General features: G+C 72.7%; 18 protein-coding genes. 12 read left to right on the plus strand and 6 right to left on the minus strand.

Annotated features, from left to right (window positions below; translation table 11 throughout):
- Positions 1-381: 381 nt before the first annotated feature.
- The gene (locus AB0883_RS28590) at positions 382-3,033 is read right to left on the minus strand and encodes a LuxR C-terminal-related transcriptional regulator (RefSeq protein WP_366644398.1); all 2,652 of its coding nucleotides are present in this window, start codon (positions 3,031-3,033) and stop codon (positions 382-384) included.
- Positions 3,034-3,660: 627 nt separating this feature from the next.
- On the opposite strand from AB0883_RS28590, the gene AB0883_RS28595 reads away from it, so the two are divergent.
- The 4 genes from AB0883_RS28595 to AB0883_RS28610 are packed head-to-tail and all read left to right on the plus strand — an operon-like array spanning position 3,661 to position 9,275.
- Positions 3,661-6,291, plus strand: a complete 2,631-nt coding sequence (locus tag AB0883_RS28595; protein ID WP_366644399.1) for a lantibiotic dehydratase — start codon at positions 3,661-3,663, stop codon at positions 6,289-6,291.
- Positions 6,284-7,438 (plus strand): hypothetical protein, encoded by a 1,155-nt coding sequence (locus AB0883_RS28600; RefSeq protein ID WP_366644400.1) that lies wholly within the window; start codon positions 6,284-6,286, stop codon positions 7,436-7,438. Before AB0883_RS28595 ends, AB0883_RS28600 begins: the two co-directional genes overlap by 8 nt.
- Complete coding sequence (locus AB0883_RS28605) at positions 7,435-7,584, plus strand: hypothetical protein (protein ID WP_366644401.1); 150 nt, start codon at positions 7,435-7,437, stop codon at positions 7,582-7,584. Before AB0883_RS28600 ends, AB0883_RS28605 begins: the two co-directional genes overlap by 4 nt.
- The gene (locus AB0883_RS28610; protein ID WP_366644402.1) at positions 7,575-9,275 is read left to right on the plus strand and encodes a thiopeptide-type bacteriocin biosynthesis protein; all 1,701 of its coding nucleotides are present in this window, start codon (positions 7,575-7,577) and stop codon (positions 9,273-9,275) included. Before AB0883_RS28605 ends, AB0883_RS28610 begins: the two co-directional genes overlap by 10 nt.
- A 63-nt stretch (positions 9,276-9,338) precedes the next feature.
- Here the strand turns inward: AB0883_RS28610 and AB0883_RS28615 are convergent, their stop codons facing one another.
- The 3 genes from AB0883_RS28615 to AB0883_RS28625 form a co-directional block, all read right to left on the minus strand.
- A complete protein-coding gene (locus AB0883_RS28615) occupies positions 9,339-11,267 on the minus strand; it encodes a YcaO-like family protein (RefSeq protein WP_366644403.1) in 1,929 nt (642 codons plus the stop codon).
- A gap of 7 nt (positions 11,268-11,274) precedes the next feature.
- Positions 11,275-12,963, minus strand: a complete 1,689-nt coding sequence (locus AB0883_RS28620) for a hypothetical protein (protein WP_366644404.1) — start codon at positions 12,961-12,963, stop codon at positions 11,275-11,277.
- A 130-nt stretch (positions 12,964-13,093) separates the two neighbouring features.
- Positions 13,094-13,267, minus strand: coding sequence for a thiazolylpeptide-type bacteriocin (locus tag AB0883_RS28625; RefSeq protein ID WP_366644405.1), 174 nt, complete (start codon positions 13,265-13,267; stop codon positions 13,094-13,096).
- Between the two features lie 1,184 nt (positions 13,268-14,451).
- Between AB0883_RS28625 and AB0883_RS28630 the strand changes: the two genes are divergently transcribed.
- A complete protein-coding gene (locus tag AB0883_RS28630) occupies positions 14,452-16,269 on the plus strand; it encodes a BTAD domain-containing putative transcriptional regulator (protein ID WP_366644406.1) in 1,818 nt (605 codons plus the stop codon).
- Here the strand turns inward: AB0883_RS28630 and AB0883_RS28635 are convergent.
- Positions 16,247-17,263, minus strand: a complete 1,017-nt coding sequence (locus tag AB0883_RS28635) for an endonuclease/exonuclease/phosphatase family protein (RefSeq protein ID WP_366644407.1) — start codon at positions 17,261-17,263, stop codon at positions 16,247-16,249. The two genes, AB0883_RS28630 and AB0883_RS28635, sit on opposite strands and share 23 nt — an antisense overlap.
- A gap of 223 nt (positions 17,264-17,486) precedes the next feature.
- Between AB0883_RS28635 and AB0883_RS28640 the strand changes: the two genes are divergently transcribed.
- From AB0883_RS28640 to AB0883_RS28665, 6 genes are all read left to right on the plus strand, one after another.
- Entirely contained in the window at positions 17,487-19,325 is a 1,839-nt protein-coding gene (locus tag AB0883_RS28640; protein ID WP_366644408.1) for a glycosyltransferase, read from the plus strand.
- 76 nt (positions 19,326-19,401) lie between these two features.
- Positions 19,402-20,712 carry an aspartate aminotransferase family protein gene (locus AB0883_RS28645; RefSeq protein WP_366644480.1) on the plus strand — a complete coding sequence of 437 codons (1,311 nt, stop codon included), beginning with the start codon at positions 19,402-19,404 and terminating at the stop codon, positions 20,710-20,712.
- Positions 20,706-21,776 (plus strand): NAD-dependent epimerase/dehydratase family protein, encoded by a 1,071-nt coding sequence (locus AB0883_RS28650; RefSeq protein ID WP_366644409.1) that lies wholly within the window; start codon positions 20,706-20,708, stop codon positions 21,774-21,776. The genes AB0883_RS28645 and AB0883_RS28650 overlap by 7 nt, the downstream gene beginning before the upstream one ends.
- Before the next feature lie 55 nt (positions 21,777-21,831).
- Complete coding sequence (locus AB0883_RS28655) at positions 21,832-22,614, plus strand: UbiA prenyltransferase family protein (protein WP_366644410.1); 783 nt, start codon at positions 21,832-21,834, stop codon at positions 22,612-22,614.
- Positions 22,607-23,626: a glycosyltransferase family 2 protein gene (locus tag AB0883_RS28660; protein ID WP_366644411.1), complete on the plus strand. Its 1,020-nt coding sequence runs from the start codon at positions 22,607-22,609 to the stop codon at positions 23,624-23,626. The genes AB0883_RS28655 and AB0883_RS28660 overlap by 8 nt, the downstream gene beginning before the upstream one ends.
- The gene (locus AB0883_RS28665; RefSeq protein ID WP_366644412.1) at positions 23,623-24,819 is read left to right on the plus strand and encodes an endonuclease/exonuclease/phosphatase family protein; all 1,197 of its coding nucleotides are present in this window, start codon (positions 23,623-23,625) and stop codon (positions 24,817-24,819) included. Before AB0883_RS28660 ends, AB0883_RS28665 begins: the two co-directional genes overlap by 4 nt.
- Before the next feature lie 394 nt (positions 24,820-25,213).
- Here AB0883_RS28665 and AB0883_RS28670 read toward each other — a convergent pair whose 3' ends face one another.
- A complete protein-coding gene (locus AB0883_RS28670) occupies positions 25,214-25,369 on the minus strand; it encodes a DUF5988 family protein (protein ID WP_366644413.1) in 156 nt (51 codons plus the stop codon).
- A gap of 258 nt (positions 25,370-25,627) precedes the next feature.
- Between AB0883_RS28670 and AB0883_RS28675 the strand changes: the two genes are divergently transcribed.
- Positions 25,628-26,857, plus strand: a complete 1,230-nt coding sequence (locus AB0883_RS28675) for a cytochrome P450 (protein WP_366644414.1) — start codon at positions 25,628-25,630, stop codon at positions 26,855-26,857.

The following is a 26,857-nucleotide window of genomic DNA, read 5'->3' on the forward strand; positions in this document are numbered from 1 at the left end:
GCGGTCCCCACGAGCACGGTCGGGCCGGCGGCACTCCGCCGATCCGTCAGCGGCAAGGCAATGGGTAAACTTCGATGTTATCGATAACATAGCGTCGGCCTCGGGCTCGCGCAAGACCTGGTAGTGCGCTGAGGCGCCGCACCCGGCCCCGTGGCGACGGTGAAGCACCTGAGCGCATCGCTGCCGGTGGCCTCTGCGGGGCCGGTGCGGAGGGCGTGTCGGATCGCCCGCTTCGCTGCCACGCCCGGGTGGCTGAGGTCGCGCCGACGGCGATGTGTTTCCGGATGCTTCAACGACCCACTGCGTTAGCGATAACAGTGACCTACAAACGACGGGTCGCGGGTCCTCGATCGCCGATGCGGCGACGACGTTCCGCTCACCTCACCGGGGTTCCCCGGCCGGCGTCGTCGTGTGCGACCGGAGCACCGTCCGGGCCAGGCTCGCCCGGTTCGACACGCCGAGCTTGCGGTAGATCCGGCCCAGGTGGGTGTCGACCGTACGGACGCTCAGGAAGAGCCCGTGTGCGACCTCCACACTGGTCATACCGCGGCTCACCAGCTCGGCGATCTGCCGTTCACGCTCGGTCAGCACGGCCAGCGGGTCGCCACCCGTCGTTGACGCGTCCGGGACCAGGCGGCTCTGCTGCCGGCGAACCCGTTCGACCAGACGGGCCGAACCACACTGTTCGGCGAGCGCGGCGGCCCGTCCGAGCCAGGCGCGGGCATCGTCGGTGCGGCCGGCGTCGACCAGTACGGTTCCCGCCGCCGCCATCGTCCGGCACAGGTCCAGGTCCAGTCCCCGACCGGCGAAGCATTCGACCGCCTGCTCAGCGGCGGCCAGCGCCGGGCCGGTTTCCCCGCGTGCGGAGTACAGCCGCATGCGGGCGCGCATCAGGAATCCCTGACGGCTGACGGAGAGGTTGCGTACCGAGGCCTGGGCCAGGTCGACCCACCGGCTCGCGTCACGCTTGTCACCCATCCGCAGCGCGGCCATGGACAGCGCCTCGTACCACCGGGACCGGTTCGGCGGGGCGATCCGTGGCATCTCCGGGCCGCCGAGAGCGTCGAGCATCAGCCGACGCCCGCGTTCCGGCTCCGCCACCTTGATCAGCAGGTCCGCGAGGAGGCAGCGCACGATCGCACCCTCGGCCGGCCCCTGGTCCCGGATCAGGGCGAGGGCCTGATCACCCAGGGCGATCACCGCGGCGGCCTCTCGGTCGAAGTCCCGCCAGTACCGTACGAGCGCGAGAAGCGCGGCGACCGCGGCCCAGGCCGTCGACGCGCCTTCCGGTTCGAGCAGTTCCGCAGCTTCCTCCAGGGTGCGGCCGGCCCGGTCGAGTAGTCCACGCTGTAACTCCACCGCCCCAAGCGAGGTCAGGATGGCGGGAAGGATGAACCATTGTCCGGTTCGGCGGGCCTCCTCGGCACCCCGGGACAGGTGCCGATGCGCCTCGGTGAACCGGTGCAGGGCTTCCTCCGTCGAGCCGACCAGGTAGAGGGCCGGCAGGTTGGTGACGACGCTGCTGTCGGGCGTGGTGTCCACCAGATCGGCCGCGATGTCGGCGGCCCGGTCCGCGGCGTCGCTGTCCGCGGCGAGCAGGTGCGCCATCGCCGTCTGGGCGACGGCGGCCGCCTCCCCGAGCCGGTCTCCGTGCTGCCGGGCGATGGTGGCGGCCTCGCGGGCGTTCAGGCGGGCGGCTTCCTGATCGAGCCGGTCGAGGGCGAGCGCCGCCAGTTCCGTGTGCATGGCCACGGCCGTCGAGGGAGTGGAGGGATGGGTGCCGTGCAGCGCGGCCAGCCCCTCCCGGATCAGGGCCGACGCCTCGGCGTGCCGGCCCTGGATCCGGCGTACCCGGACGGCGACCGCCATGGTCGAGGAGAAGTCCCGGCCAGGCAAGCGGATCACCCGGGGCAGGAGGGTGTGCACCAGTTGCTGCACGTCGCATCGACCGCCGCGCAGCAACTGGGCCCGCAGGGCCAGCACCTGCGCCTCGTACCAGCGGTCGTCGCCCTCGGGCAGCAGTTGCAGCGCGGCCTCCAACCACTCCAGCGCATCGGCCGGTGCGTCGTGCATGGTGCTCCGCGCCGCGTCGATCAGAACGGGCAACTGCTCAGGACGGCCCGTGTCGAGGGCCCGGGCGATGTGATGGGCGCGCTGGGTGACCGGAGCGCCGCGAGCCAGCAACTCGGCCTCCACGCGCCGGTGGGCGGCGAGGCGTTGGCTGGGGCCGATCTGCGCGTAGACGAACCGACGGACGACGTCGTGCCGGAACGCGAAGCGCGGCAGCAGCTGCACCGGGCGCATCAGGTCCAGGTCGGTGAGGGTGTCCAGGGCGGACAGTGTCTCCGTGACGTCCAGTCCGGCCACCGCGGCGAGCAGGTCCGCCGGACCGGGGGTACGCAGCACGGCGGCCGCCTGGGCGACCCGCAGTTCGCGGTCGGCGAGTTCGGCCAGCTCGCCGAGCAGGATGAGGTGTGCGTCGGTCATGGCCTCCGTGTCTGCGGCAGCCAGCAGTTGCAGGTAGAGCGGGTTGCCGTCACCCTCGGCGTGCAGTCGGGTCAGGTCCGGCCGGTCACCGAGCAGCTCGCGGGTCTGGCCGAGGTCCAGTGGACCTAGTCGGTGCTGGGTGAGCTGGCCGCGTGCGGCCGCCCGGGACAGCACCGCCGCCGCCCCACGGGACAGTTGCCGGTCCCGGTAGGCGAGGACCAGCAGCACCGGCGCCGTGGTGGTCAGTTCGATCAGCTGCTGCATCTGGTCCCGGTGGGCCGTGTCGAGCAGGTGCGCGTCGTCGAGCAGGACAAGGGTCGGGTCCGCTCCCACCACGACGGGCGGACCGGTGCCCGTCCGACCGGTGGCGGCGACCACCGTGAGGGTGCGCGCCCTGCCCTGCGCCGCGAGGGCGGAGATCAACGTGGTCTTGCCGATTCCCGGTTCTCCGGCGAGGGCGACGGCTGCGCCGGTTCCCGCGTGCAGGTCGTCGAGCTGACGACGGAGTGCGGCGAACTCCGTCCGGGGCAGCGGGTGACCGGTCATCCGACCGGACTTCGGTCGAGCTGGTACGAGCCGGTCGGCCGGGGTGGGCGTCATCGGACGGTGTCGCGGGACGGCCGCTGGCTGTGGGTGCGGAACCGCAACCCCAGTGTGATCAGAAAAGGCCGTTTATCTGGCATTACGGATCCTTAGGGGGAAGATCCTCTTTGGGGATGTCGAGTACACAAGGCGGACGCTTCATAGTCAACAGCCCACCGCACTCTTCGATCCGGCCAGATCTCGAGTTGATCGGTCCAGGTGTAGTTTCCCGGCGGAGGAAGGATTGCCGTCGATCTGGCGCTGGGGTAGAAAGCGTCGATGGAGACCGCGTCGATGTGGTCCTGACGCGTTTCGCGCTCATCGAGCCGGGGTCGGGGCCGTCCGGTGAGCCAACGGGTCGACTCCGCCAGCGGTCGGGGTGATCGGCGGTGCAACGCCCCGCACACATCCCTCCCGCCGCCCGGCACCATCCGGAGAAGTACGCAACCGGCTACGCAGCCGGCGCCTGCCACCGAGTACGTAACCGGACCGGTAGTTGTGCGGACGCCTCTCACGGACACGGCTGCGAGTGTCGGCAGACACGCGTCACCGACCTCCACCAGGAAGCGGTCACGGGGGAGAGGAGAGAGGATGATCGGCACCACGGTCGGCGAGACGCCGGCGCTGGGCGTACGCCGGGTCGGGCCCGTCACCCGAGCGCCCGAGGTCACCGTGGCGCCGTACGCGATGGTGCGGATCGCCGGTGTCACCCTCCCGGAACCGTCGGCCGTGAGCGAGGAGTTCCGGGGCGTCGCCGCCCGCCTGCTCGAGCTGACCGCACGCGCCGAGCGAATCGCCGCGGCGCTCGCCGACGTGCTGCACGAGCAGGTCGTCCGGGCCGGTTCCGACCAGCGTCGGGCGCTGCTGGCCCTGCGCCGCGACGTGCACAACGGGCGCAGCCCGTCGGTGGCGTCGCGCACCCGGCTGGCCGGCTGGACCGACCACCTGCCCGGCCTGGCGTCCTGGCTCGGCCTCCGCGACGACATCGACCGGCACACCGCGGAACTCGACGCCCTGCTCGCGCCGGCGCTCGCCGCCGACCGGGTTGCCCTGGCCGAGCTGTGCCGCGCCGAGGAGCTGTCCCGGGCCGTCGCGCTGACCAGCGCGGACCTGCTGCGGGCGCTGCACCGGGCGGCCGAGCAGGGCCCGGCACCCGACGACCGGGCCCGCAAGTCGGAGGCCACCGTGCTCCGGTACGCGATGCGGGCGGCCACCAGGACCGTGCCGCTGTCCTGGTTCACCCGGGTGGGTTGGGGCCGCTGGGACGGGCCGGTGCCGGACGCGACCGGCTCCCCGGAGGTGGTGGCGGTCGCCAACGCCGACCGGGCCACTCTGTCCGCCCTCGTCCACGCTGTGCTCCGGCACCCCGACCGTCGCGGCGATCTGCCCCACACGCTGGCGCCCGGCCTGTGGGTGGACGGGGCGGCGATCCGGCTGCGTCGGCAGACACAGGCCCCCGACGCGCCATCCGGGGTGCAACGGGAGGAGGCGCTGACGCTGCCGCTGACCCGGGCGCTGCGGCACCTGATGGGTCTGCTGGAGCCCGGCGGGGTGGCGACGCCGCACCAGCTCGCGGCGGAACTGGCCACCCGGCTGCCCCGTCCGGCGTCGCAGGCGTCCGCAGCGGCTCGGGCGTACCTGCACGCGCTCGTCGAACAGGGCGTGCTCCGCCCCGCGTACCCGGTGGACCCGCAGGCCGTCGACGGCCTCGCCGCGGTCGCCGACTGGCTGGCCGGGATCGGCCTGGCCGACGTGGCCGTGTTGCTGCGGGAGATCGATGCCAGGACCACCGCGTTCGCCGGTCTCGACGCGACCGAACGGCCGGCGGCCCTGGCCGGGCTACGCTCCCGCTGGGACGCGGCCTTCGCCCTGCTCGGCGCGGACCGCACGGGTCGTCCGCAACCCGTCACCGAGGACGTGACCCTGGTCCGCCCCGTGGGCCTGGGCCGGGCCCACGGCCGGGACCACCGGGGCACCCTCGCCGCGCTGACCCCGCTCTTCGAATTCTTCGACCAGCACGCGGTGGTCCGCCGCCTGGCCCGGGACCGCTTCGTCGCCCGCTACGGCGTGGGCGGCCGCTGCGGGTCGCCGACGGAGTTCGCCGAGGAGTACGGTGCGATCTGGCAGGCGACGCGCCTGGTCGGCGTCGACGGCGCCTTGGACCCGACGCTCGACCTCGCCCCCGGTGACGAGCTGCGCGAACTGGCCCGGCTCCGGGCCGATGTGGTGGCCGCGGTCACGACCGACGACGACGGGAACCTGACCGTCCCCGACGGGCTGCCCGACGCCGTCGCCCCCAGGCTGCCCCGTTGGCTCACCAGCCGACCCGGCTCGTACGCGGTCTTCGGACAGTCCTGCCACGACGGCGCGTCGTTCTGTGTCAACCACGTGTACGGCGGCTGGGGCCGGTTCACCAGCCGCTTCCTGCGGCAGCTCCCCCCGGAGGCCGAGACGGCCGTCGCCGCCCAGCTCCGGCGCCACCTCGGCGCCCGGGTGGCCCAGCTCCGCCCAGTCAACGGGTTCAATGGCAACCTGCATCCGCTGCTCGTCGGCGACGAGATCGCCGACGACCGCCGCCACGGAACCCTGGTTCCGGACGACCTGCACCTGGTCCACGACGTCGCCACCGATCAGGTCCGCCTGGTGGTCACCGCCACCGGTGAACCGTTGGACGTGATCTATCTCGGGTTCCTGGTGCCGCTGATGCTGCCGGAGCGCCTGACCAGCATGCTCACCGACGTGGGCACGGGATCGGTCGGACTGGGCGGGGCCATGGCGGCCCGACAGGTCCGCCGCACCCCGGTCGGCCCGGTCTGGTGCCGGCCCCGGCTGCGGTACCGGGAGGTGGTCCTCTCCCGGGCGGACTGGCGGCTCTCCGCGGACATCGTCGCCGCCTGGCGGGCCGAGCTGGACGCCCGGCCCGCTGAGGTGGGGCGTACCGCCGTGCGTTGGCGACACCTGCTCGGCCTGCCCGAGCACGTCTTCGTCAGCGCCGCCGCCATCGAGGGCGCGGAGGGGTTGACGGGGTTCATGTCCTACCTGGAACAGCCCCGTTCCCAGTACGTCGACCTCGCGAGCCCGCTGCACCTGCGTTGCCTGTCCCGGACCCTGGCCCGCTACCCGGACGGTGTCGTCCTGGAGGAGGCACTGCCCGCCCCCCGTCCCGGGCAGCCGGCGACGGAGGTCGTGATCGAGCTGTACCGTGCGGGCACCGATGGGTGACCACCGGTCGACGGCCGCCGCCGACGTCGTCTGCTACTACCACGAGCCGGAGAAGGTCCCGCTGCTGTACCACGCGGTCCTTCCCGCCGTCGCCAGGCTGAGTGGTCCGCAGCTGCGGCTGCACGTCGAACGGCACTGGCTGCACGGGCCGCACCTGCGGATCCGGGTGACCGGACCAGAGCCCACCGTACGCGTGGCCGCCGACGATCTCGCCGCCACGCTGCGCGCGTACCTGGCCACCCACCCCTCCCGGGGCGACGTCGACGACGCCGAGCTGCTGCGCCGCTGTGTCGCGGCGGGCCGGGCCGAACTGGTGCCCGGCCCCTATGAGCCGATCATGGCCGACAACACCGTCCTGGTCGGCCCGCCGGCCGACGGGCACGTCCGTGAGCTGCTCGGATCCGACGCCGCCGTGGCCTGCCGCGCGGAACTGCTGCGCGCCGGCCTCGACCCGGTCGCCACCACCGCCGCCGACCTGGTGGCTCACGGCAACACCTCCGCCCGGCGGGTCCGGCTCGCCCTCACCGCCATGGCCGTGCACGCGGCCGCGTACCCGGCCGGCTACGGCGCCGGCTACAACTCCTTCCTGTCCCACCTGGAGGACTTTCTGCACCTGCGGGATACCGACGGGCGGATCCGGGCCGGCTTCCACGCGACCTGGCAGCGGCAGAGCGACCGGATCGTCGAGGAGGTCGGGCGACTGGTGGCGCCGGACCGGCCCGGCCACACCCCGGTTGCCGAAGCCTGGCGGAGCTGGGAGCAGGTCGCGTGGCGGATCACCCGGGCGGCCCATGACCGAGGTGACATACCAGTGGTACCCGGCGACCAGTACGCCCGCCGGGCCCGCGCCCTGGGCGACCCCGCCACCGAGCGGCAGTGGGATGTCACCGTGCGGACCGAGTTCAGCCCCTACCACCGTGGGCTCAACCGGATGGACTTCCTGTCCAAGGCGGCGGTCCGCGACGACTTCGGCCCGTACCGGTTCGGCACCAACGTGCTGTACCTGCTCCTGGCGATCTGCGACATCACCCCCTCCGAGCGCTACCTCGCCGCCTACCTGTTCAGCGAGGCCGTTCAGCGGCTCACCGGAGTGACCTGGCAGGACGCGATGCGCGGGCACCTGCGCGCGTCGGAGGCGACCCCGTGACGGCCGTGGTGTCCGTGCCCGCCGCCGGTGCCACCGCGCCCGCCCTGCGGCTGCGGCCGGTCGTGCACGCCAGCCCCGTCGACGCCGGGATCCACGTCCTGCCGCGCCGGCTTCTGACCTGTCCGGAGGAGTTCCCATGCCCGTGACCGCCGCCCCCGTCCACCCTGGGCGGGGCTCCTTTCACAGCCTGCACTGCTATCTGCACTGGAGTGCGGAACACGTCGATGACTTCATCACCGGCACACTCACACCGCTCATGGAGGGACTGCGTCGGGACGGGACGATCGCCGACTGGTTCTTCATCCGCTACTTCGACGACGGCCCACACCTGAGGGTGCGGGCCCGGGGCGCCGAGGCGCACGAGCACCGCCGGTGGCAGGAGCAGTTGGTGGCCGCGGCCCGGGCCGCCGGCCATCCGCTGCTCGACCTCAGCACCGCCAGCCGTCCGGGGTGGCCGGGGCACGCACAGGCCCGGCAGGTCGACTACGAGCCGGAGACCGAGCGGTATGGCGGCCCGGCCGCGCTTCCGGTGGCGGAGACGGTGTTCGGCACCTCCAGCCGGATCGCCGCCGAGGTGGTCGCGCGTACCCCCGGACCGGGCCAGCGGATGGTGGCGGCCACCGACCTGGTCCTCGCCACCCTGATCGCCCTCGACCTGGACATGCTCGCCGCGGCCCGATGGCTGCGCCGCAGCGCGACCGCCTGGCGGTGGCACCCGGAGAGCACCACGCTGACCCCGGGCAAGGTGCAGGGGCCGGCGCTCGCCGCGGCCACCACGCAGGCCCGCTCGGTGGTACGGCGCTGGCACGAGATCACCGCCTCCGCGGCGGACGGCTCCCGGATCCGCGACCGGTGGGCCGCCCAGGTGCGCGCCGCCCGCGCCCAGCTGGAGAGCTCTGCCGGCGGCGGCGACCAGTGGGCCGGGGTGTGGGCGTCCCAACTGCACATGCTGCTCAACAGGTTGGGCATCCTGCCCGACGAGGAGCGCTCCCTCTACCACTTCCTCGCCGCCGCACTGCTGGCGCCGAACGGCCCCACCGACTTCTTCGACGACGGCACCGCCAGCCCCGACCGGCGGTACCTGGCGGCCAGCAGCTACGCCCCTGGCCGGATCGAGTGGCAGCGGCCGCGGACGTCGGACCGGACGCGGCACGGCGACCGGCGACGGTCCGGTCCGCCCCTGGCCCTTCCCCCCGCCGCGCCCGTGACGGCCGCGCTCGGCGACGCGCTCACCGCGCGGGCCAGCGGACGTGGCACGCTCTGCGGCCCGATGGACGCCGCGCACCTGGCCACTCTGCTGTGGACCGCCAGCGGGGCGAGTGATCGTGCCGGCAGGCCCGGGGTCCGCCGACCCTACCCGAGCGCCGGCGCCAGGTACGCGGTCCGGCTACGCGTGCTGGCCCGGGACGTGGCCGGCGTCCCGGCCCACCAGTACGACGTGGACGCCGAGTCCCGGCTCCTGCTGCCCGCCGGCCCGCTGCCCACCGACGCCGAGCTGGCCACCGCGTCGATGTGGTTCAGGGCCGGACCGGCGACGCAGCCGGCGGACACCCCGGCCAGCCAGGAACGGTTCGATCTGTCGGCGCTGCCGGCGCTGCTCGGGGTCTACGTCGACCTGCCCGTGCTGCGGGCCGCCTACGGCCTCCGGGCGCTGCGCTTCGGCTTGCTCGAGGCCGGTCACCTGGCCCAGAACCTGGCCCTCACGGCGGCGGCGACGGGACTCGGACTGGGCATGGTCGGTGGGTTCTACGACGACATCGCCCACGAACTGCTCCTCCTCGACGGGGTCGACGAGGTTCTCGCCTACCTGCTCCCGGTCGGCCGGCCGGTCGGGTGACCCCTGGCGGTCGGGCCCGCACGCCGGGCCCGACCCCCTTGGTCGGGCCCGGAAGGGGGACGGTCACGGGAAGGGATGCGGATGCAGTGCCAGGTCCTCGTAGCGGGGCCGCCCGGGCAGGCGGCCCAGCGCCGCCGGCACAGTCAGCAGCCGGGGCAGCCCCCGCGTCCGCCGGTTCTGGTGACCGAACGTCATCGGCAGGGTGCCGGGGACGACGACCTTGGCGGCGTGCAACCCGAGGGCCTGCCGCAGCTCGGGGATGCTCTGGTCGACGACGACCGGTTCCACCCCGGCCCGATGGTGCAGGTCCGCGCAGAGCGCGCCGAACAGGGCCGCGAGGTCCTCGACGGGGCCGGGCAGTCCCGGCCACACCTCCCGCCAGGGCCGGGTCCGCCCGGCCCCGAGCAGGAACTCGTAGCGCGGCCGTGCCTCGGGCAGGCAGTGCAGCATCATGTGGTCGTCCATCTGGCGGACCAAGGCGGCATCGTCGAGCATCGGCAGCAGCCGGTCGCGGTCCGCCCGCGCCGCATCCCCCTGCCACGCGTCGCGCACCTGGTGGACGTTGACGACCAGCTCCACCACGGCGGAGTGGATCGCCGAGAGGGGATCCAGGTGGGCGCCGGCCGCGAAGAACGCCGTCGGCGCCCCCGCGGCGGGCATCCGGTGCTGCGCCAGCGCGACGACCGCCGGCACGGCCAGGTCGGTGGTCGCGTCGAACAACCGTAGGTCGTAGTCGAGCAGGTCCAGATCGTCGGCGAGGTGCCCGACCAGGTCGAGTTCGTCGGGGAGCGCGACCTCCACCAGCGGCGTACGGGCGTACCAGGCCATCAGGAAGGCGTCCCGTTCGATCACCTCGAACAGGCCGTGCAGGGCCGCCTCCTCCAGACTGTTGCCGAGACCGCAGCCGTTGGAGGACTCCGACAGGAATGTCGCCGACGGGCGCTGCCCGAGGTCACCCCAGTACGCCGCGTGCTCCGGCACCGCCACGGACGTCGCCCGACTGGGCGACCACCCCGGCACCCACCACGTCGGCACGTCGGGGGCGTACGGGACGTGGTGAGAGCTGGGCAGGTCGGGCAGACCGAGGGCCGCGGGATCGACGGCGCGCTCCGGTCCCAGCTCCGCGAAGGGCGCCCAGTGCCGGGCGGCGGGCCCGTGGGGGGCGTACCCGGCCAGCCGTTCCACCGCTTCGAAGAGCGCCAACCGGTCAGCCTCCGCAGCGGTCGTCGCCCGGCCGAAGCCCGCCACGGTGACCGCCGGACCGGCGACCACCGCCGTGCTGACCGGTAGCCCGTACCCCTCGTGCCGGTGCAGCTGAACGACGTGGCCCAGCCGTGGCTCCAGCAGCGCCCGACGAAGTCCCGCCAGGTCGGTCGCCGGGTTTGGCCGGCGCAGCCGCAACGGGTCGGCCGGCGGCTGACCGCTGCCGGGGAGCGGCGTCCCAGGTGGAGCCGGGGGCTGCCGGCTGAGGCATCCTTCGCAGCGAACCCCCACCGGCGCCACCGGATGGGCGGACACGCTCCCGTCGGGCGGGACGACCCAGAGCCGCGCGGCGGCGGACTGCGGCTCGGCCAACGCCGACCGGACCACCGCGACGAGCACGGGCAGCAGGGCCGGCGTCGGCAGACCGCCGAGCCGCAGCTCGGAATCACCGTGCGGTGTCCGGCCGCCCGGCGCCGCCAGCCTGGCGGCCTCCAGGCAGCGCAGGCAGGTGGCAGTGTCGGCGCCGACCAGCGGACCCACCAGCGCCGTACCGCCGTCGAACCGGACGGGCAGGACGGTGCCGCCGGCCCCGGTGCCCCGGTCGGCCAGCCGGCTCAGCATCGCCGGACTCCACCGGGTCGACACCACCACCACCGGCCCGGAACCGGCCCACCCGTCGTCCCCGGCCAGCACCGGGTACGGCGACCCCGCCCCCCTCAGCGCCTCGGCGAGGTGGCCGGCCAGGTCGGGATCCGGCTGCCAGGGACCGTCCTGATCGTCCCCGGGCAACCGAGGGTCACCGGTCATCGCCGGCCCGCAGGACGACGAGCCCGACCGTACGCAGGGCGGCGGCCAGCGGAGCCGGCGGCGTCACCACGGTCGGCTCCGCGGGGGCGCCGACGAGGGTCCGCAGTGACCGCCGGAGGGCGGCCTCCCGTTCGGACCCGTCGGGCATGGGCGCGGTCGAGCCGCTCACCCGTGGCGACGCTCCGCAGGGGCCGTGCGAGTACGGCGGACCGGGCCGGTGTGCACGCCAGCGGACCGTGGCGACCGCGGCGAGAGCGGCGAAGGTGACCGCGTCGTGGGCCGTAGCCTCGATCGCCCAGCCGAGTTCCATCCACCCATCGGGGTCCGTCGTGCCCGGGCCGCGCACGACGGCCAGCTGCGCCCCGGGGGCGAGCCGGCGGACGTGAACTGTCGCCGGGACGCCGAGGCGGCGGGTCAGCGTACGCCACCAGCGGCGGGCTGCCGGCGCGTCGAACGCCGACGGGGGGACAGCCCCGCCCGACGTGACGCCGGCCGAGGCCACCGACCGGCGGGCGAGGCGGCGCAGCAGCACTCCCTCGGCATGGTTGCGGTCCACCCCGCAGGCCAGCACGGCGGCCCCTCCGGTGGACCCGCTGAGCAGCTCCACCGCTGCCAGCATGGCGTGCAACCTCGCCGTGGAGGTGTCCGGACCGTGCCCGGTGACGAGCGTCCCACCGGCCGGGCCGGGAACACCGCCGACCCGGCACCGGGCCAGTCCCACCGGCAGTTGTGGCAGATCGTCGAGCTCCACCGGCGGCAACACACCGAGTTCCGGGTCCGTGAGGGAGGTGGGTAGGCCCGCGTGGACGGTGTCGTCCCGCCGGTCGGGGGCGTCGACCGCCGGTGACCGTACGCCGGGCGGCCACGGATGGGCGGTGGCGCGCAGCGGGTCGCTCCGCACGACGAGCGCCGTCGGCGCGGCCGGGTCGGTCAGCTCGGCCAGCGCGCCGAGGAGCCGGTGCGCGGCGCAGGCGCCGGCCACCACGGCAACCGGCTCGCCGGGGGCCGTCGCCGCGCTGCCGAGTCCGAGCCGCTCGGCGATCAGGGCGGCCTGGGACCGCAGCTGCGTGCCCGGGCCGACGGGGGTGACGTAGCCGACCGTGGCGCTGGCCCCGGTCGCCACGGCACGCCCGTCGCCGGCGGCGAGGATGACGTGCCCGGCGTCGCGCGGTGGGTGGATGCGGGTCGCGACCCGCCGGACCCGGGCCCCGGCGGCGGTCAACGCCCCGATCGCGGCGGTGGCAGCGGGCCCCGCGCCCGCGACGGTCACCGATTCCCGGCAGATGCCGGTCCAGGACGCGGCGGGGTCGGCGGCGACCGAGGCCAGCCAGGTGGCGACGGCGGGGGGAGGAGCCGAATCCGGCCCACGGGCGTCGGCGGGGGCATGGGCACGCCCGGCGGTGGCCCAGTGCTCCGGCACCCGGACCAGCAGGTCGTGTTCCCGGAGCAGGTCGGCCAGCCGGTACAGGGCGCGGGCGACGGGCGGCCGTGGCGACAGGTCGTGCAGGTCGACTGTGGCCCGGCCGGACGCGAGGCGCCGGGTGAGCAGTTGCCAGAGCCGCCACAGTTGTGGCGCGTCGTCCAGGGTGAGGCTGGTGTCCCAGGACCGTAGGTGCAGCCCGCCGTCGATCCGGGTCGCCTGCACAATGGGGCGGAGTTGCCAGGAACTTGTCGACATCTGCTCGCCTCACCGGTCGGGGAACGGCTGGGGTCGTCGGAACGAGTCCGGGGATCGGAAAGGCGACTGTCGCCGGGCCCGGCGACAGTCGCCTCGTCACCCAGGCAGCACGGTTCGCGCTCCGCGACGCCTACCGCATCGGCTCGTCCGGGACGATTGAGCAGGAGCAGGACGCCGCGCACGCGCTGATCCGGGACGCCCCGGACTCGGGGATCGCGACGGTGTCGCGCATGACCGTCACGGTCAGGCCGCTGAGGTCGAGATCGTCGAGCTCGAACTCGTCGTCTTCTCGTTCGATCGGCATGTGGTCACCTCCCTTCGAGGTCGGATGAGGCCCGGGCCACGCCGGGATGGCAGAGATTCTTCCGGCGGCCGGTGCGGGGCGTCGTCAGTAGTTTTGCCGACATCACTACTTACCCACGCTCGGGGCCACCGCTGCCTGCCCGGCCGGGGTTCCGCCCCTGGGCGCCCCTCGGTGGGTGACGTGTCATCCGGCGCACGACGCCCGGACCTTCAGGGTGCCAGGGCGGGTCCTTGGCCGATCGCCGTAACGGACCCGGTAACGGCGAGGGCCCGCCGGGGGAGGAGTGGCCGACATGAGAGGGCATTGGGACGTGATGCGTGATGTCGTTCTATCCGGGTATGCGGATGTATCAAGCTGTTCCGGCATGGCGTGAGAATCGTTGCAAACCGGGGGTCAAGGGTCGTCGGTTCGATTCCGGCCGTCCCGACAGCAAAAGAGCAGGTCAAGGCCTCGATTCACCTTTTCGAGGCCCTCTTTGTGTTTCTATCGCACAGTTCATCACGTGCGCGCGTACTGCTGAATTCGGGCGCTGGAGTCACCCGAACAGCGGCTGACCAGGTCCGAAGTGGAGCGGCTTGTGGCGCTCAGGGCCTGACTTTGTGGCACGAGGGATCGTTGCGTTGCTGGTTGATGACGTTCCGGCGGGACGTACCGCCCGGGATGGGGATGCGCCGCAGGAGTCAGGCCAGACACCGACTGATCACGAGCGGTCATCGCGCCACCGCAGTCCACGTCCACCCATCTGCTCATCGTCGGTGCCGGGTCAGGTCCTCCTCGGACACGAACGCCGCCGTACGGGCGCACGGCGCCCGGCTCGGCATCGACGTCGAGCGCGTACCCCGCCACGCCGGGAAGCCACTCCAAACTGGCGCAACGACACCACCTAATCGGACCAACCTCTCCAAGCGAGATTTGATGCCATCTAAGCGACGCGGGCGGTTCCGACCGGCGGCGACGACCGCCCGAGCAGACCGGCCGGTACGGCGGGCGCCCGTCGGCCGCACCCTCGGCGTGGCCGAATTCACGGTCAGCAGTCGTTCGAACACGTGTTCTAATATGACCTCGTCCACCAGGCGGGATGTTCATGGCCGTTTCATCGACGGGAATCGCTGTCTAGGGATTTTTTGAGTAAAGTCTCTTTCCAGTCGGAAGCGGAAGGGCACTTCCCGGTTTCCGGGCGCGACATGACCGGGGGGAGTCAGGTGTTCATCAACGTGCTGGGGCCGATGGAGCTGACCGTGGGGGACACGGCGATCCCGATCGGCGGCGTCCGGCAACGCACCGTGCTCGCCACCCTCGTCATGCAGGTCAACCGGGTCGTCTCGACGGACCTGCTGGTGGACACGGTCTGGGGCGACGCACCGCCGCCCACCGCCCGTAACCAGGTGCAGACCGCGATCTCCATGGTCCGCAGGACGCTTGCCCGCTACGACCAGGGGACGATCCTGCGCACCCAGTCGCCGGGATACCTGCTCGACCTCACCGCCGACGACATCGACGCGATGCGCTTCGCCCGGCTCGCGGCCGAGGGGCGCGCCCTCGCCGTCGCGGGCCGGCACGCCCAGGCGGCCGGGCGGCTCCGCGCCGCGTTGGCCCTCTGGCGCGGCCCGGCTTTGGCCGGCCTGGCCGGCGGGGCGCTGACCGAGACGGCGGCCCGACTCGAGGAGCAGCGGCTGGCCGTGCTCGCCGAACGGATCCGGCTCGACCGGCAGCTCGGCCGGCACCACGAACTGGTGGGCGAGCTGCAGGAGCTGACCCGCCGCTATCCGCTGCGGGAGAACTTCCACGGTGAGTTGATGCTGGCGCTGTCCCAGTCCGGGCGGAAGGCCGAGGCGCTGGAGGCGTACCGGCGGGCCAGGTCCGTCCTGCTCGAGGAGCTCGGCCTGGAGCCGGGGGCGGAGCTGCGGCGGATCGAGCAGCGCATCCTGCGCACGCAGGATGCGTTGCCGCCGCGGCAGCTCCCCACCGACCTGCCGGACTTCACCGGGCGTGCCACCGAGATCGCGCAGGGCACACGGTTGCTCACCGCCGAGACCGACGGGGTGCCGGTCCTCGCGTTGACCGGGCTCTCCGGGGCCGGCAAGACCGCGCTCGCGGTCCGCGTCGCGCACCGGGTGAGCGCCAGCTTCCCCGACGGCCAGTTGTACGCGAGCCTGCGCGGCGAACCGGGTCGGGCGGTGACCGCCGAGGTCTCCGAGCACTTCCTGCGGGCGCTGGGCGTGCCGCCCGGCGACATCCCCGACGATCCACAGCGGCGCACCGCCGTCTACCGGTCGCGCCTGGCCGGTCGCCGGATCCTGGTGCTGCTCGACGACGTGGCGCAGGAGTCGCAACTGGCCGACCTGCTGCCCGGCTCCGCCGGCTGCGCGGTCGTCGTGACGAGCCGGGCGCGCCTGGGGCTCCTGCCCGCCCGGCACGTGGAGGTCGGGCCGCTCACGGCCGACGAGGCGCTCGCCATGCTGACCCGGATCATCGGCGTCGAACGGGTACGTAGCCAGCCCACTGCCGCGCACAGCATCGTCGCCCTCTCCGGGCAGATGCCGCTGGCGGTGCGCATCATCGGCGCGCGGCTCGCCGTACACCGGCACTGGCCGTTGTCCCGGATGGTCCGCCGGCTCAGCGAGGAGGGCCAGCGTCTCGACGAGCTGGAACACGCCGGGGTGAGCGTCCGGGCCGGGCTCGCGCTCGGCTACCGGCGACTGCCGGTCATGGCACGCCGGCTCCTGCGCCGGTTGGCCCTGGTCGAGCTGCCCGACGTGACCGTGCCGCTGTGCGCCGCGTTGCTCGACACCGGGCACGACGAGGCCGAGGAGGCGGCGGAGCGGCTGATCGAGGCGGGGCTGATCGAGGCGTATCTCGCCCCGGACGGGCTGTCGCGATATCTGCTGCACGACCTGACGCGGGTGTTCGCCGGTGAGCGGCTGCGCGCCGAGGAGGAACCGGGCGAGCGCGACGCGGCCCTGCGGAGGGCGGTCGACTTCACCGTCGCGCGGCGAGGGTGATCACCTGGGCGCGGTGGTCGGACAGCCCGCCGGGAGACCGCAGGTCGTAGCCGCCCACCCGCAGCGGCGCGCTGGTGAACGCCCAGTCCAGCCGCCACAGCGGCAGCCCCGCCGGCCACGAGGCCGGGTACGGCTGGTCGGCGGCGTCCCGCAGCCGCCGCGGCGCGCCGTCGAGGTCGGCCATCGCCGGGCTGGTGTTGAAGTCCCCGGCCACCACCACCGGCCGGGGGTTGGCGGAGATGTCGGCCCACAGCCCGGCGAGCTGCCGCCGCCGCTGCGGGTCGGCCGTCCTCGGCATCCGCCAGAAGTCCACCGACACCGGGTTGACCATCTTGAGCTGCACCGCGATGTGGACGTTGTAGAAGGACACCACCGAGCCGTCGACGCGCAGGTCCGTCCGCAGGGTCTTCGCCTCACGGAAGATCGTGTCGAAGTCGGTGGTGGCGTCGCCGGCCGCCGCCGGGTCGGGTGCCACCGGCGGCTGGGCGACCACCGGCAGGCGGGACAGCGTCACGAGTTCGCCGCGCCGCACCACGGTGTGGTCCGGGAACTCCGCGCGCAGCCGGTCCAGGTCGTCGATCGGCCGCTGACCGTCGAACGGCCGCGCCAGGTCCCAGCCGAGATACTCCTGCAACAGGTAGACGTCCGCGTCCTGCTCGTGCAGGTACCGGTAGAACCGGTCCGGATCCTTGTCCTGGGTCCAGAACTCGGTGTTCCACGACAGGATCCGGATGCCCGGCTGTTCGGGCTCGACCGCGAGCACGGGACGGAGTCCGCCGTACGGGAGCCCGAGCAGCAGGCCCAGCACGGCGAGCGCGGCGCCGGAGCGCCGCCGGGGCCGGACCACCACCGCCGCGACGACCAGCGCCAGCGGCACCACCACGAACAGCAGCGGCGGTAGCGCGGCGGGCACCAGCCACACCCACCAGCGACCGTTCAACGCCCAGTGTGTCAGCGCGAACGCCACCCAGAGCGCCGCCGCACCACGCACCACCCGCGACCCGCGACCCACCCGTGCTGGTGCTGGTGCGGAAGTCTCCATGCCCACCCCCGTGCCCGTCGTGTCGACCCGCACCCGCACGGGCCGCGACCGATCGCGCCGCGCCCGGTCGAGGGCGCCAGCGGACCCCGCGAGGCTATCGGAACGGCACCGCCGCTATCGCCGGTCGGGCGCGGCCGACAGCGACTCGACATCCGCGCTCGGTCCACTTGCCGCCATGAGCCCCACCGTCTCGGTGATCATCCCGAACCACAACTACGCCCGCACCCTGCGGAGGTGCCTGGAGTCCGTCTACGCGCAGACCCACCCCCCGGACGAGGTGATCGTGGTCGACGACCGCAGCACCGACGACTCGCGCGACATCGCCCGCGGCTTCCCGTGCCGCCTGATCGAGAACCCCGTCAACGGCGGGGTCTCGGTGTCGCGCAACGCCGGTGCCGCCGCCGCCACCGGTGACGTGCTCTTCTTCCTCGACTCCGACGAGGCACTGGCCCCGGATGCGCTCGCCAACGCGGTCGACATCCTCGACCGGCACCCCGAGATCGGGTGTGTGCACGGCCTGATCGCCCCCGAGCCGCTGATCGACGACGGGCCGGTCGAGTGGTACCGGACGCTGCACTCGTACTGGTGGCGACGGCGGGCCGTGGGGCTCGGGCAGACCGCGTTCTTCGCCCAGGCCGCGATCCGGCGCTCCGTCTTCGAGGCCGCCGGCCCGTTCGACGAGTCGCTGCGCGACTCCGAGGACCTGGAGTACAGCGAACGGTTGGCGCCGATCACCCGGATCCTGCTGACCGAGCGCATCGTCGCCGCACACGACGAGGTGTCCCGGCTGGGTCCGTTGCTCGCCGAGCAGTTCCGCCGGTCCCAGCTCCTGGCCCGGACCGTCTTCGGCGCGCGGCGCAAGGGCCGGGCGAGCCTCACCGCTAACCGGCCGCTGGGCATCCTCGCCGTCGCCGCGGCCACCGCGTCGACACCGCTCGCGGTGCTCCGGCCGCCGGTGGCCGCGCTGACCGCCCTGCTGCTGGCCGTCTTCGCGCTCGCGGATCCGGGGCAGCTACGCCTCGTCGCCCGCTACAAGGGCGCGCGCTTCGTGCCGTTCTTCCTCGGGGTCAGCCTGCTCGTGCACCTCGCGCTGCTGGCGGGCGCCGCGGTCGGTGTACTGCGTACCGTGCTGCGCCGGCGATGGCTCACCCCGCTGGTCGTCCTCGCCGCGCTGGCCGGGCTCGGCTTCGCGCTGCGCCGGGACGGGCCGGCCGCCCTGGCCGTCCTGGCCCGGCCCGACGCACTGCCGCTGTGCCTGGCCGCCGTCTCGGCGAACCTGGCCGGCCTGCTGATCGGCATGCTCGCGTGGCGGGTGCTGGTGCCCATCGGCGGGCTCACCGCCGGCCGCATCTTCTTCCTCGGTCAGCTCGGCAAGTATCTGCCCGGCCGGGTGTGGGGCGTGGTCACCCACGTCGACCTGGGGCGCCGCTCGGGGGTGCCGGCCGAGCGGATGGTCACCGCGTATGTGGTCAGCATCGCCCTGACGATCGTCTCCGGGGCGCTGGTGGGGCTGCTCGCCACGCCGGGCTGGTGGATCGCCGTGCCGGTCGCCGGCCTCGCCGTGTGTCTGGTCCGACCGCAGCTGCTCAACCGGGTGATCGCCCGCGTCGCCCGGCTGGCGAAGCGGTCGGTCACGCCCGTGCCGCCCGGCCGGATGCGGCTCGCGGTCAGTCTCGCCCTGCTGTCCTGGCTGGTCTCCGGCCTGCACCTGTGGGCCGTGGCGGTGCTCCTCGGCGCCGACCCCCGCTCCTCGGCGGCCGTGTCGATCGGGGCGTTCGCCCTGGCGACCGTCGCCGGCAGCCTCTCGATCATCGCACCCGACGGCTGGGGCGTACGCGAGGTCGCCATCAGCACCGCCCTCGCCACCGTGCTGCCCTGGTCGGCAGCCGGGATGGCGGCGGTGGCCAGCCGGCTGGTCTGCGTCCTGGTCGAGGTCACCGTCTCCCTGCTCGTCGTCACCCTGTCCCGCACCGTCCGCTCAGGAGATCACCATGTCCAGGCTGTTCACCCTTGACGAGGCCGAGGGCCTCGACACCGGCCGCGTCCACGACCTCTACCGCCGCCACGTCAACAAGAGTCAGGTCGCGCTGATGACCTCGTTCGGGTTCGGTCGCGAACTCGTCGAACGCGCCGAGGGGGCCTACCTCTGGCAGCGCGACGGCCGCCGGATCCTCGATCTGACCGGCGGGGTGGGCGTGCTCAACCACGGGCACAACCACCCGCGCATCCTCGACGTACGTCGCCGCTTCGCCGAGCGGCGCAGCATGGAGGTCCACAAGACGTACTTCTCGCCGTACCTCGCGGCGCTGTCCCACAACCTCGCCCAGGTGCTCCCCGGCGACCTGAACATGTCGTTCCTGCCGAACTCCGGCGCCGAGGCGGTCGAGGGTGCGGTGAAGCTCGCCTACAAGTACCACCGGGGCCGGCGCGGCACGGTGCTGCGGGCCGACAGCAGCTTCCACGGCAAGCTGCTCGGCTCGGGCGGCCTGACCGGGCAGAGCCACTACCCGTTCCCCACCATTCCCGGCATCGACACCTTCCGGTACGGCGACCTCGACTCCGTCCGGGCCGCGGTGCAGCGGCACCCCGACGACGTGTACGCGATCCTGATCGAGCCGTTCAGCGCCTCCACCCTGCGGAGCTGCTCCGAGGAGTTCCTGCGCGGCCTTCGCGAGTTGTGCACCCGGCACCAGATCGTGCTCGTCTTCGACGAGATCTACACCGGTTGGGGAAAGACCGGCACCCTCTTCTACTTCATGCGCTATCCGGACCTGGTTCCCGACGTCCTCACCACGTCCAAGTCGTTCGGCGGCGGCAAGTCGTCCATCTCCGCGTTCGTGGCGCGCGAACCCATCTACCGCCGGGCCTACGACAACCTCAACGACGCGGTGCTCCAGAGCACCAGCACCACCTACTACGGCTTCGGCGAGGAGTGCGCCACCGCCCTCGAAGCGATCAACATCGCCGTCGAGGACGACTACCCGGCGCGGGCCCGCCATCTGGAGGCGGTCCTCGCCCCCGGCCTGCGGCGGCTCGCCAAGCAACACCCGGACGCGGTCAGCGAGGTGACCGGCGCCGGCGCGCTGTGGGGCGTCTTCCTTGACGGCGGACCCCGGCTGCTGGACCTGCTCGCCAAGGTGGCCCCGGTCGGCATGGCCCGCGACCCGCAGTTCAAGACCAAGGTCGTCACCTGCGCCGTCGTCAACGCGCTCTACCAGGACCACGACATCTACTCGTACTACACGCTCAACGGTCGCAACCCGCTCGTGCTCGCCCCGAGCCTGGTGACCGACCCGGCGGACGTCGAACGCGCGATCGACGCCCTCGACCAGACCCTGCACCAGGGACTCGGCCGGCTGACCATCCGCTTCGTCAAGGAGAAGGTGAGTTCCCTGTGGTGAACCGGACGGTCGTGGTCACCGGCGCCGCTGGGATGCTCGGCTCGCACCTCGCCCGCCGGCTGCGCGCCGACGGCGACCTGGTACGCGCCGTGGACCTGCGCCCCGGGCCCGACATCGCCTTCGCCGGCGACGTGCGGGACGCCACCCTGATGCGCCGGGCGCTGGCGGGCGCGGACGCCGTCGTGCACTGCGCCTCGGCGCTGCCGAGCTATCCGGCGGCGCAGATCAGGTCCATCGTGGTGGACGGCACACGCACGGTGCTCGGCACCGCGGTGCGGGCGGGGGTGCCGCGCGTCGTGCACATCTCCTCGACCGCCGTCTACGGTCTGCCGCGCGTCGTGCCGACCACCGAGGAGCACCCCCGCGAGCCGGTCGACACGTACAGCGCGGCCAAGGCGGCGGCCGAGGAGATCGCCGACGAGCTGCGCGCGGGCGGGGCGTGCCTGCCGGTCCTGCGCCCCAAGACGTTCCTCGGCCCGGGCCGGATGGGCCTGTTCGCCATGCTGTTCGAGTGGGCCGAGGAGGGCCGGCACTTCCCGGTGCTGGGCCGGGGTGACGTACGCATCCAGATGCTCGCCCTGGCTGACCTGGTCGCGGCGGTCCGAACGGTGCTCGACGCGCCGCCGGAGGTCGCCAACGACACCTACAACATCGCCGCCGCCGAGTTCGGCACGCTGCGGGAGGACTTCCAGGCGGTGCTCGACGCGGCCGGCCACGGCCGGCGGGTCGTCCCGCTGCCCGGACGCCCCGCGCTCGCCGCGCTGCGCACGCTGGAGCGCGTGCGCCTGTCCCCGGTCTACGGCCGGCTGCTGAGCAAGCTCACCGCCGATTCGTACGTGAGCATCGACAAGGCCCGCGACCGGCTCGGCTTCCAACCCCTCCAGTCCAACCAGGACGCCATTCTCGACACGTACGCCTGGTGGCGCGAACAGCGCCGCCTCGGCGACCGGCCGGAGCGCAAGGAGTCGCACGATGCTGCCCACCAGAACGGACCCACCACCGGACGCACCAGCCGCGACCCCTGGAAGCAGGGCGTCCTCGCCGCTGCCAAGATCTTCTTCTAGGCCGCTCGGCGACCTCGTCCAGCTCCTGCGGCCCGGCCAGTGGCCCAAGAACCTCGTGGCGGTGCTGCCCCTGCTCGACGCCGACCTGTGGAGCTGGCCCCACCTGCGCTCGGTCGCCGCGGCGGTGCTCGGCTTCACGCTCGCGTCGGCCCTGGTGTACGTCCTCAACGACCTCGCCGACCGCGAACGCGACCGGGCCCATGCCCACAAGCGGCTGCGTCCGATCGCCTCTGGACGGGTCACACCCTGGCAGGCCGTGGTGCTCGCGCTGTTCCTGCTCGCCGGGCTGGCCCTGCTGGTCGCCACGGACGTCCGGTCGTGGTGGCCGCTGCTGACCTACCTGGTCGTCAACGTGGCCTACAGCTTCTTCCTCAAGCACGTGCCGCTGCTGGACCTGTTCGCGGTCGCGGTCGGGTTCGTGCTGCGCCTCGTGCAGGGCTACACCGCGGTCGACGCGCCGCCGTCGGGCTGGCTCACGCTCTGCGTACTGTCGGTCTGCCTGCTGCTCATCCTGGGCAAGCGGCGTCACGAGCTGCGGGTCGCCGGCATCGTTCACCGGCCGGCCCTGGTCGGCTACACCGAGCACCTGCTCGACCAGTTGCTCGGCCTCACCGCCGCGAGCGCACTCATCACCTACCAGCTCCACGCGTCGTCGGTCAGCCGCACCGCGCTGCTCACCGCTCCGTTCGCACTCTTCGCGCTGTTCCGCTACCTCCAGGTCGTCCTGGTGCACTCCGGCGGCGGCAGCCCCGTCCGGGTGCTGCTCCGCGACCGGGTGATGCTCGCCAACGCCGGGCTCTGGCTACTCGTCCTCGAAGGGGGAGGTCTGTATGGCTGAGACGCTTTCCGACGACCGCGTCACAGTGTCGGTCGTCGTGCCGATGTACAACGACAGTCGCACCATCGACCTCTGCCTCGCCTCGGTGCACGCCCAGTCGATGCCGGCACACGAGGTCATCGTGGTCGACGACGCCAGCACCGACACCAGCGCCGCCCGCGCCGCCCGGCACCCGTGCCTGCTGGTCCGCGCGGACGCCAACGGCGGGCCCGGGGCGTCCCGCAACCTGGGCGTACGCCACGCGACGGGTGAGATCATTTTCTTCCTCGACGCGGACGTGACCATGCATCCCGACGCGATCCGCAACGCGGTCCGGCTGCTGCGCGGCGACGAGGGCTACGGTGCGGTCTTCGGCGTACCCGACAAGGAGCCGCTGTTCCCCGAGGGGCTCGTCGGGCAGTACCGCATCCTGCAGTACCACTACTGGCGCAAGAGCGCGGAAGGGCTGGTCAGCGGCGGCTTCTACGCGCTCGGCGCGGTGACCCGCGAAGCGTTCGACCGGGCCGGCTGGTTCAACCCCGCGCTGCGGCAGACCGAGGAGATCGACCACGCGGAACGGCTGTCGCGGTCGTACCCGATGCTGTTGACCTCGCAGATCCGCGGCCGGTTGTCCGACGAGAGCCGGATGGTCCCCATCCTGCGCAAGGCGTTCCGGCGCAGCCGGCTCCGGGTGCCGTTCTACCTGCGGCGCGGCCGTGCCATGCAGGGCATGGAGACCGGCGGCCGGGCCGTCGCCGCGCTCCTGGCGGCATCGACGCTGCTGAGCGTGCCGGCTGCGGTCCTGTTTCCCCCGCTCGCCCTGCTGACCGCCGTCCTCCTCGGCGGCTTCGTCACGAGCGATCTCGGCCAGTACGTCTTCGTGCGGCGCGAGCGCGGCTGGGGCTTCGTCGTCTTCTTCACGGCCGCGCATCTGCTGATGAACACCGCCGTCGTCGCCGGCCTCGCCACCGGGCTGCTCGAATGGCTCCTGCGCCCCCGCTTCCGCAGCCTCTACCAGGAGGTCGTCCCATGACCACCACACAGGATCCGGGAGTCGTCGCGGCGGTCTTGACGCCGCCGGTGCCGGTGTCGCGCCGCCGGCGGGTCGCCCGCGCGCTACGCCTCGGCTACGGCTGGGTCGTCGTCGCCGCCGGCGCGCTCTTCCTGGTCTTCACCGTGACCCGCCGGGCGGCGACCGGGCGATGGCACTGGTCGATCCTGCTGGACTCGGCCCCGCCGGTGCTCCTGGTGCTGACCCCGCTGCTGCTGGCCGCCGCGGCGGCCGCCGCCTGCGGTCGTCGCCGGCGCTGGGCCGTGGCCCTCGCCGTGGCGGGCCTGCTCCCCGGCGTCGACCAGCTCGGCGTCTACCCGGCCGCCCTGCTGCGCGACACGCGACCGGTGCCGGCTGGCGCGGTCCACCTGTTCACCTGGAACACGAACTACTGGGGGATGAGCAACAAGGACCCTGAGGCGCAGTTCGCGTTTCTCCGTCGCCAGAACGCCGACATCTACCTGTTGCAGGAGCACGTGGTCTGGCTGCCCGGCAGCGCCGAGGCCGGCTACTTCCCGGTCGGCGACGACGACAAGCTCCGCGCCGAGTTCCCCGGCTACCACATCGCGCGCCGCAGCGAGCTGGTCACGATCTCGCGGTTCCCGATCGTGGCGCAGCCGCTGTTCGGTCCCGCGGCCCGGCAACCCGCCGGCACCCCCTTCGCCGAGGTCTTCGCGCGGGACAAGGTGCTGCGGACCGACCTGCGCATCGGCGAGCGGACGATCTCGGTCTACAACGTGCACGTCACCGTGCCGACCGCGATCGACCTCGACTTCCTGCACCCGCAGGTCGACCTCGACGAGTACTACCGGCGCAAGTTCACCTGGCGGCAGGAGGAGGTCGCGGCGGTCACCGAGGACGTGCGGCGCAACCCGAACCCGTCGATCGTCTCCGGCGACTTCAACGCCACCTCGGCGATGGGCACCCTCGACGGGCTGCGCGCCGTCACCCGCGACGCGTCCGACGAGGGGACCCAGGTGCTGCCCCTGAGCTGGCGCTTCGACGCGCCGATGAACTTCAGTTGGGACAGCCCGCTCGCCGGCCTGCCGCTGCCGTTCTGGCGCATCGACTGGACGTTCACCAGGGGAGCGGTCGACGTGCACCGCTACCGGTTGGTCTCCGCCGAGCAGCTCTCCGACCACCGCCCGCAGGACCTGTGGTTCTCGGTGCGATGACGGCTCGTCCGGCCCGGTGGGACCTCCGCCGGGCCGGACGCACGTCGTCCCGGACCCCGGTAGGGGCTCCGGCCGGGGGTCTGTGCCGAAGTGGCCGGGCGGTGCTGCGACCTGGCGCGGATGCGCCGCATGCGGGATCTGCGGAGTCTGCTCATCGGCGAGTAGCCGCAGCCAGGGACGCGCCGGGTCGCGGTCAGGCTCGGTAGGACAGCCGTCGACCAGGAACGACCGCCCCGGTACGGGAGCCTCGTCGTCGACCTGCCCTGCCGCGTCCCGCCGGGGCGTGCAGGCCATCCTCGTCCTGCACCAGGTCGCTGCCAACCGTACGCAGGATGAAAAGGGGCTCAGTGTCGCCCGCATGCTCATTGAGGTCTTTTCATCGTGATGGGCCTGGTCACGGTGGTCGGGGAAGGGTCTGTCGACACTCGATCTTCACCGTCTCGCCGGCAGCCACGGCTTTGAGCAGGCGACGTTCGGGCGGAAGGTCCGCCGGACCGCCCTCCAGGACAACATCCACGAGGTTGTCGTCTGCGAGATGACCCATCGCCATGCCCCTCCTCGACAGTTCGGGGGCGGATGACGTCCGGAAACAGGATCTCGACGCCTTGCCATTCGACGGTAATCAATCGGGGGGAACGGGCCCCACCCCTCACGGACCCCTATCGGGAAAGCCGGTGGCGGCCGCCCTCGCCGATCCACGTTGCTTACCCGGTGATTACCGGCTTGTTTAACGGCGGATCGTATGTTCGTCAGCGCGGCAACAGACGAGATCACCCCGCATCGCGGTCACCTGCGAACAGGAGTCAGCATGGCAACGTTGGGCCCCACCGTGTCGGCAGGCAAGGCCGACAGTCCGCCGTCGTTCCCGATGCGTCGCTCCGGGTGCCCCTTCAACCCGCCCCCGGAGTACGAGACGCTGCGCTCGACGGAACCGGTGTCCCGGGCCATGCTTCGCGACGGCAGCACCGTCTGGCTGGTCTCGCGGTACGCCGACGTCCAGGCCGCGCTCACCGACCCCCGGATCAGCAGCGACAGCACCATCCCGGGCGTTCCCCTGGCCGGCGGTATCGGGGTGGACCCGCAAGGACGGCGTTCGTCGTTCGTCCGGATGGACCCGCCCGAGCACGACGTGTACCGCAAACTGCTGGTGCCCGACTTCACGATGCGCAAGATCCGCACTCTGCGCCCGCGGATCCAGCGGATGGTGGACGATGCGCTGGACGTCATGCGGGACAGTGGCCAGCCCGCCGACCTCGTGAACCTGGTGGCGCTACGGGTGCCGTCGGTGCTCACCTGCGAACTTCTCGGCGTGCCGGAGTCCGAGCACCACTTCTTCCAGACCCGCGCGAATGTCCTGCTCGAGCGCAGCGTCCCGATGAACGAACTCCGGACCGCCGTGATCGAGATGCGCACCCGCATGCTCGCCCTGTTGGACGAGAAGCGCCGTAACCCGGGCGACGACATCCTCACCAAACTCGCGCATGCACCGGCCGAACTCGAGCTGGCGGATTCCGAGCTCGCCAGCGCGGCCCAGAGCGTGCTGAACGCATCGCACGAGTCGACCGCCAGCATGATCGCCCTCGGCACGCTGGTCCTGCTGGAACACCCCGGTACGCTCGCCGAACTGAAAGCCAACCCGGCCCTGTGGCCCAAGGCTGTCGAGGAGTTGCTCCGCTACCTCAGCGTCGGCGATCTGGTTCTGCCCCGGATCGCCAAGGAGGACGTCGAGATCGCGGGACAACGGATCGCGGCCGGTGAGGGTCTGTATCTCCTCGCCGCCTCGGCCAACCACGACAAGGAATTCTTCGAGGACCCGGACACCTTCGACATTCATCGCTCGACGCGCGGGCACATGGCGTACGGCTACGGCATCCACCAGTGCATCGGCCAGAACATCGCCAATGCGGAGCTGGAGATCGTCTTCGAGACCCTGTTCCGGCGGTTCCCCGACCTGCGCTGCGCCGTGCCGCTCGAGGAGCTGTCGTACAAGCACGAGAGCGCTTTCTTCGGCGTTTACGAATTGCCGGTCACCTGGTGA

Source organism: Micromonospora sp. NPDC047812 (genome assembly GCF_040704175.1).
GTDB lineage: Bacteria > Actinomycetota > Actinomycetes > Mycobacteriales > Micromonosporaceae > Micromonospora.

Excerpts from the sequence above, each read along its gene's own strand:
- AB0883_RS28590 (WP_366644398.1), bottom strand. The coding sequence starts at position 3,033 with ATGACCGGTCACCCGCTGCCCCGGACGGAGTTCGCCGCACTCCGTCGT.
- AB0883_RS28595 (WP_366644399.1), top strand. The coding sequence starts at position 3,661 with ATGATCGGCACCACGGTCGGCGAGACGCCGGCGCTGGGCGTACGCCGG.
- AB0883_RS28600 (WP_366644400.1), top strand. The coding sequence starts at position 6,284 with ATGGGTGACCACCGGTCGACGGCCGCCGCCGACGTCGTCTGCTACTAC.
- AB0883_RS28610 (WP_366644402.1), top strand. The coding sequence starts at position 7,575 with ATGCCCGTGACCGCCGCCCCCGTCCACCCTGGGCGGGGCTCCTTTCAC.
- AB0883_RS28620 (WP_366644404.1), bottom strand. The coding sequence starts at position 12,963 with ATGTCGACAAGTTCCTGGCAACTCCGCCCCATTGTGCAGGCGACCCGG.
- AB0883_RS28625 (WP_366644405.1), bottom strand. The coding sequence starts at position 13,267 with ATGCCGATCGAACGAGAAGACGACGAGTTCGAGCTCGACGATCTCGAC.
- AB0883_RS28630 (WP_366644406.1), top strand. The coding sequence starts at position 14,452 with ATGACCGGGGGGAGTCAGGTGTTCATCAACGTGCTGGGGCCGATGGAG.
- AB0883_RS28640 (WP_366644408.1), top strand. The coding sequence starts at position 17,487 with ATGAGCCCCACCGTCTCGGTGATCATCCCGAACCACAACTACGCCCGC.
- AB0883_RS28645 (WP_366644480.1), top strand. The coding sequence starts at position 19,402 with ATGACCTCGTTCGGGTTCGGTCGCGAACTCGTCGAACGCGCCGAGGGG.
- AB0883_RS28660 (WP_366644411.1), top strand. The coding sequence starts at position 22,607 with ATGGCTGAGACGCTTTCCGACGACCGCGTCACAGTGTCGGTCGTCGTG.
- AB0883_RS28665 (WP_366644412.1), top strand. The coding sequence starts at position 23,623 with ATGACCACCACACAGGATCCGGGAGTCGTCGCGGCGGTCTTGACGCCG.
- AB0883_RS28670 (WP_366644413.1), bottom strand. The coding sequence starts at position 25,369 with ATGGCGATGGGTCATCTCGCAGACGACAACCTCGTGGATGTTGTCCTG.
- AB0883_RS28675 (WP_366644414.1), top strand. The coding sequence starts at position 25,628 with ATGGCAACGTTGGGCCCCACCGTGTCGGCAGGCAAGGCCGACAGTCCG.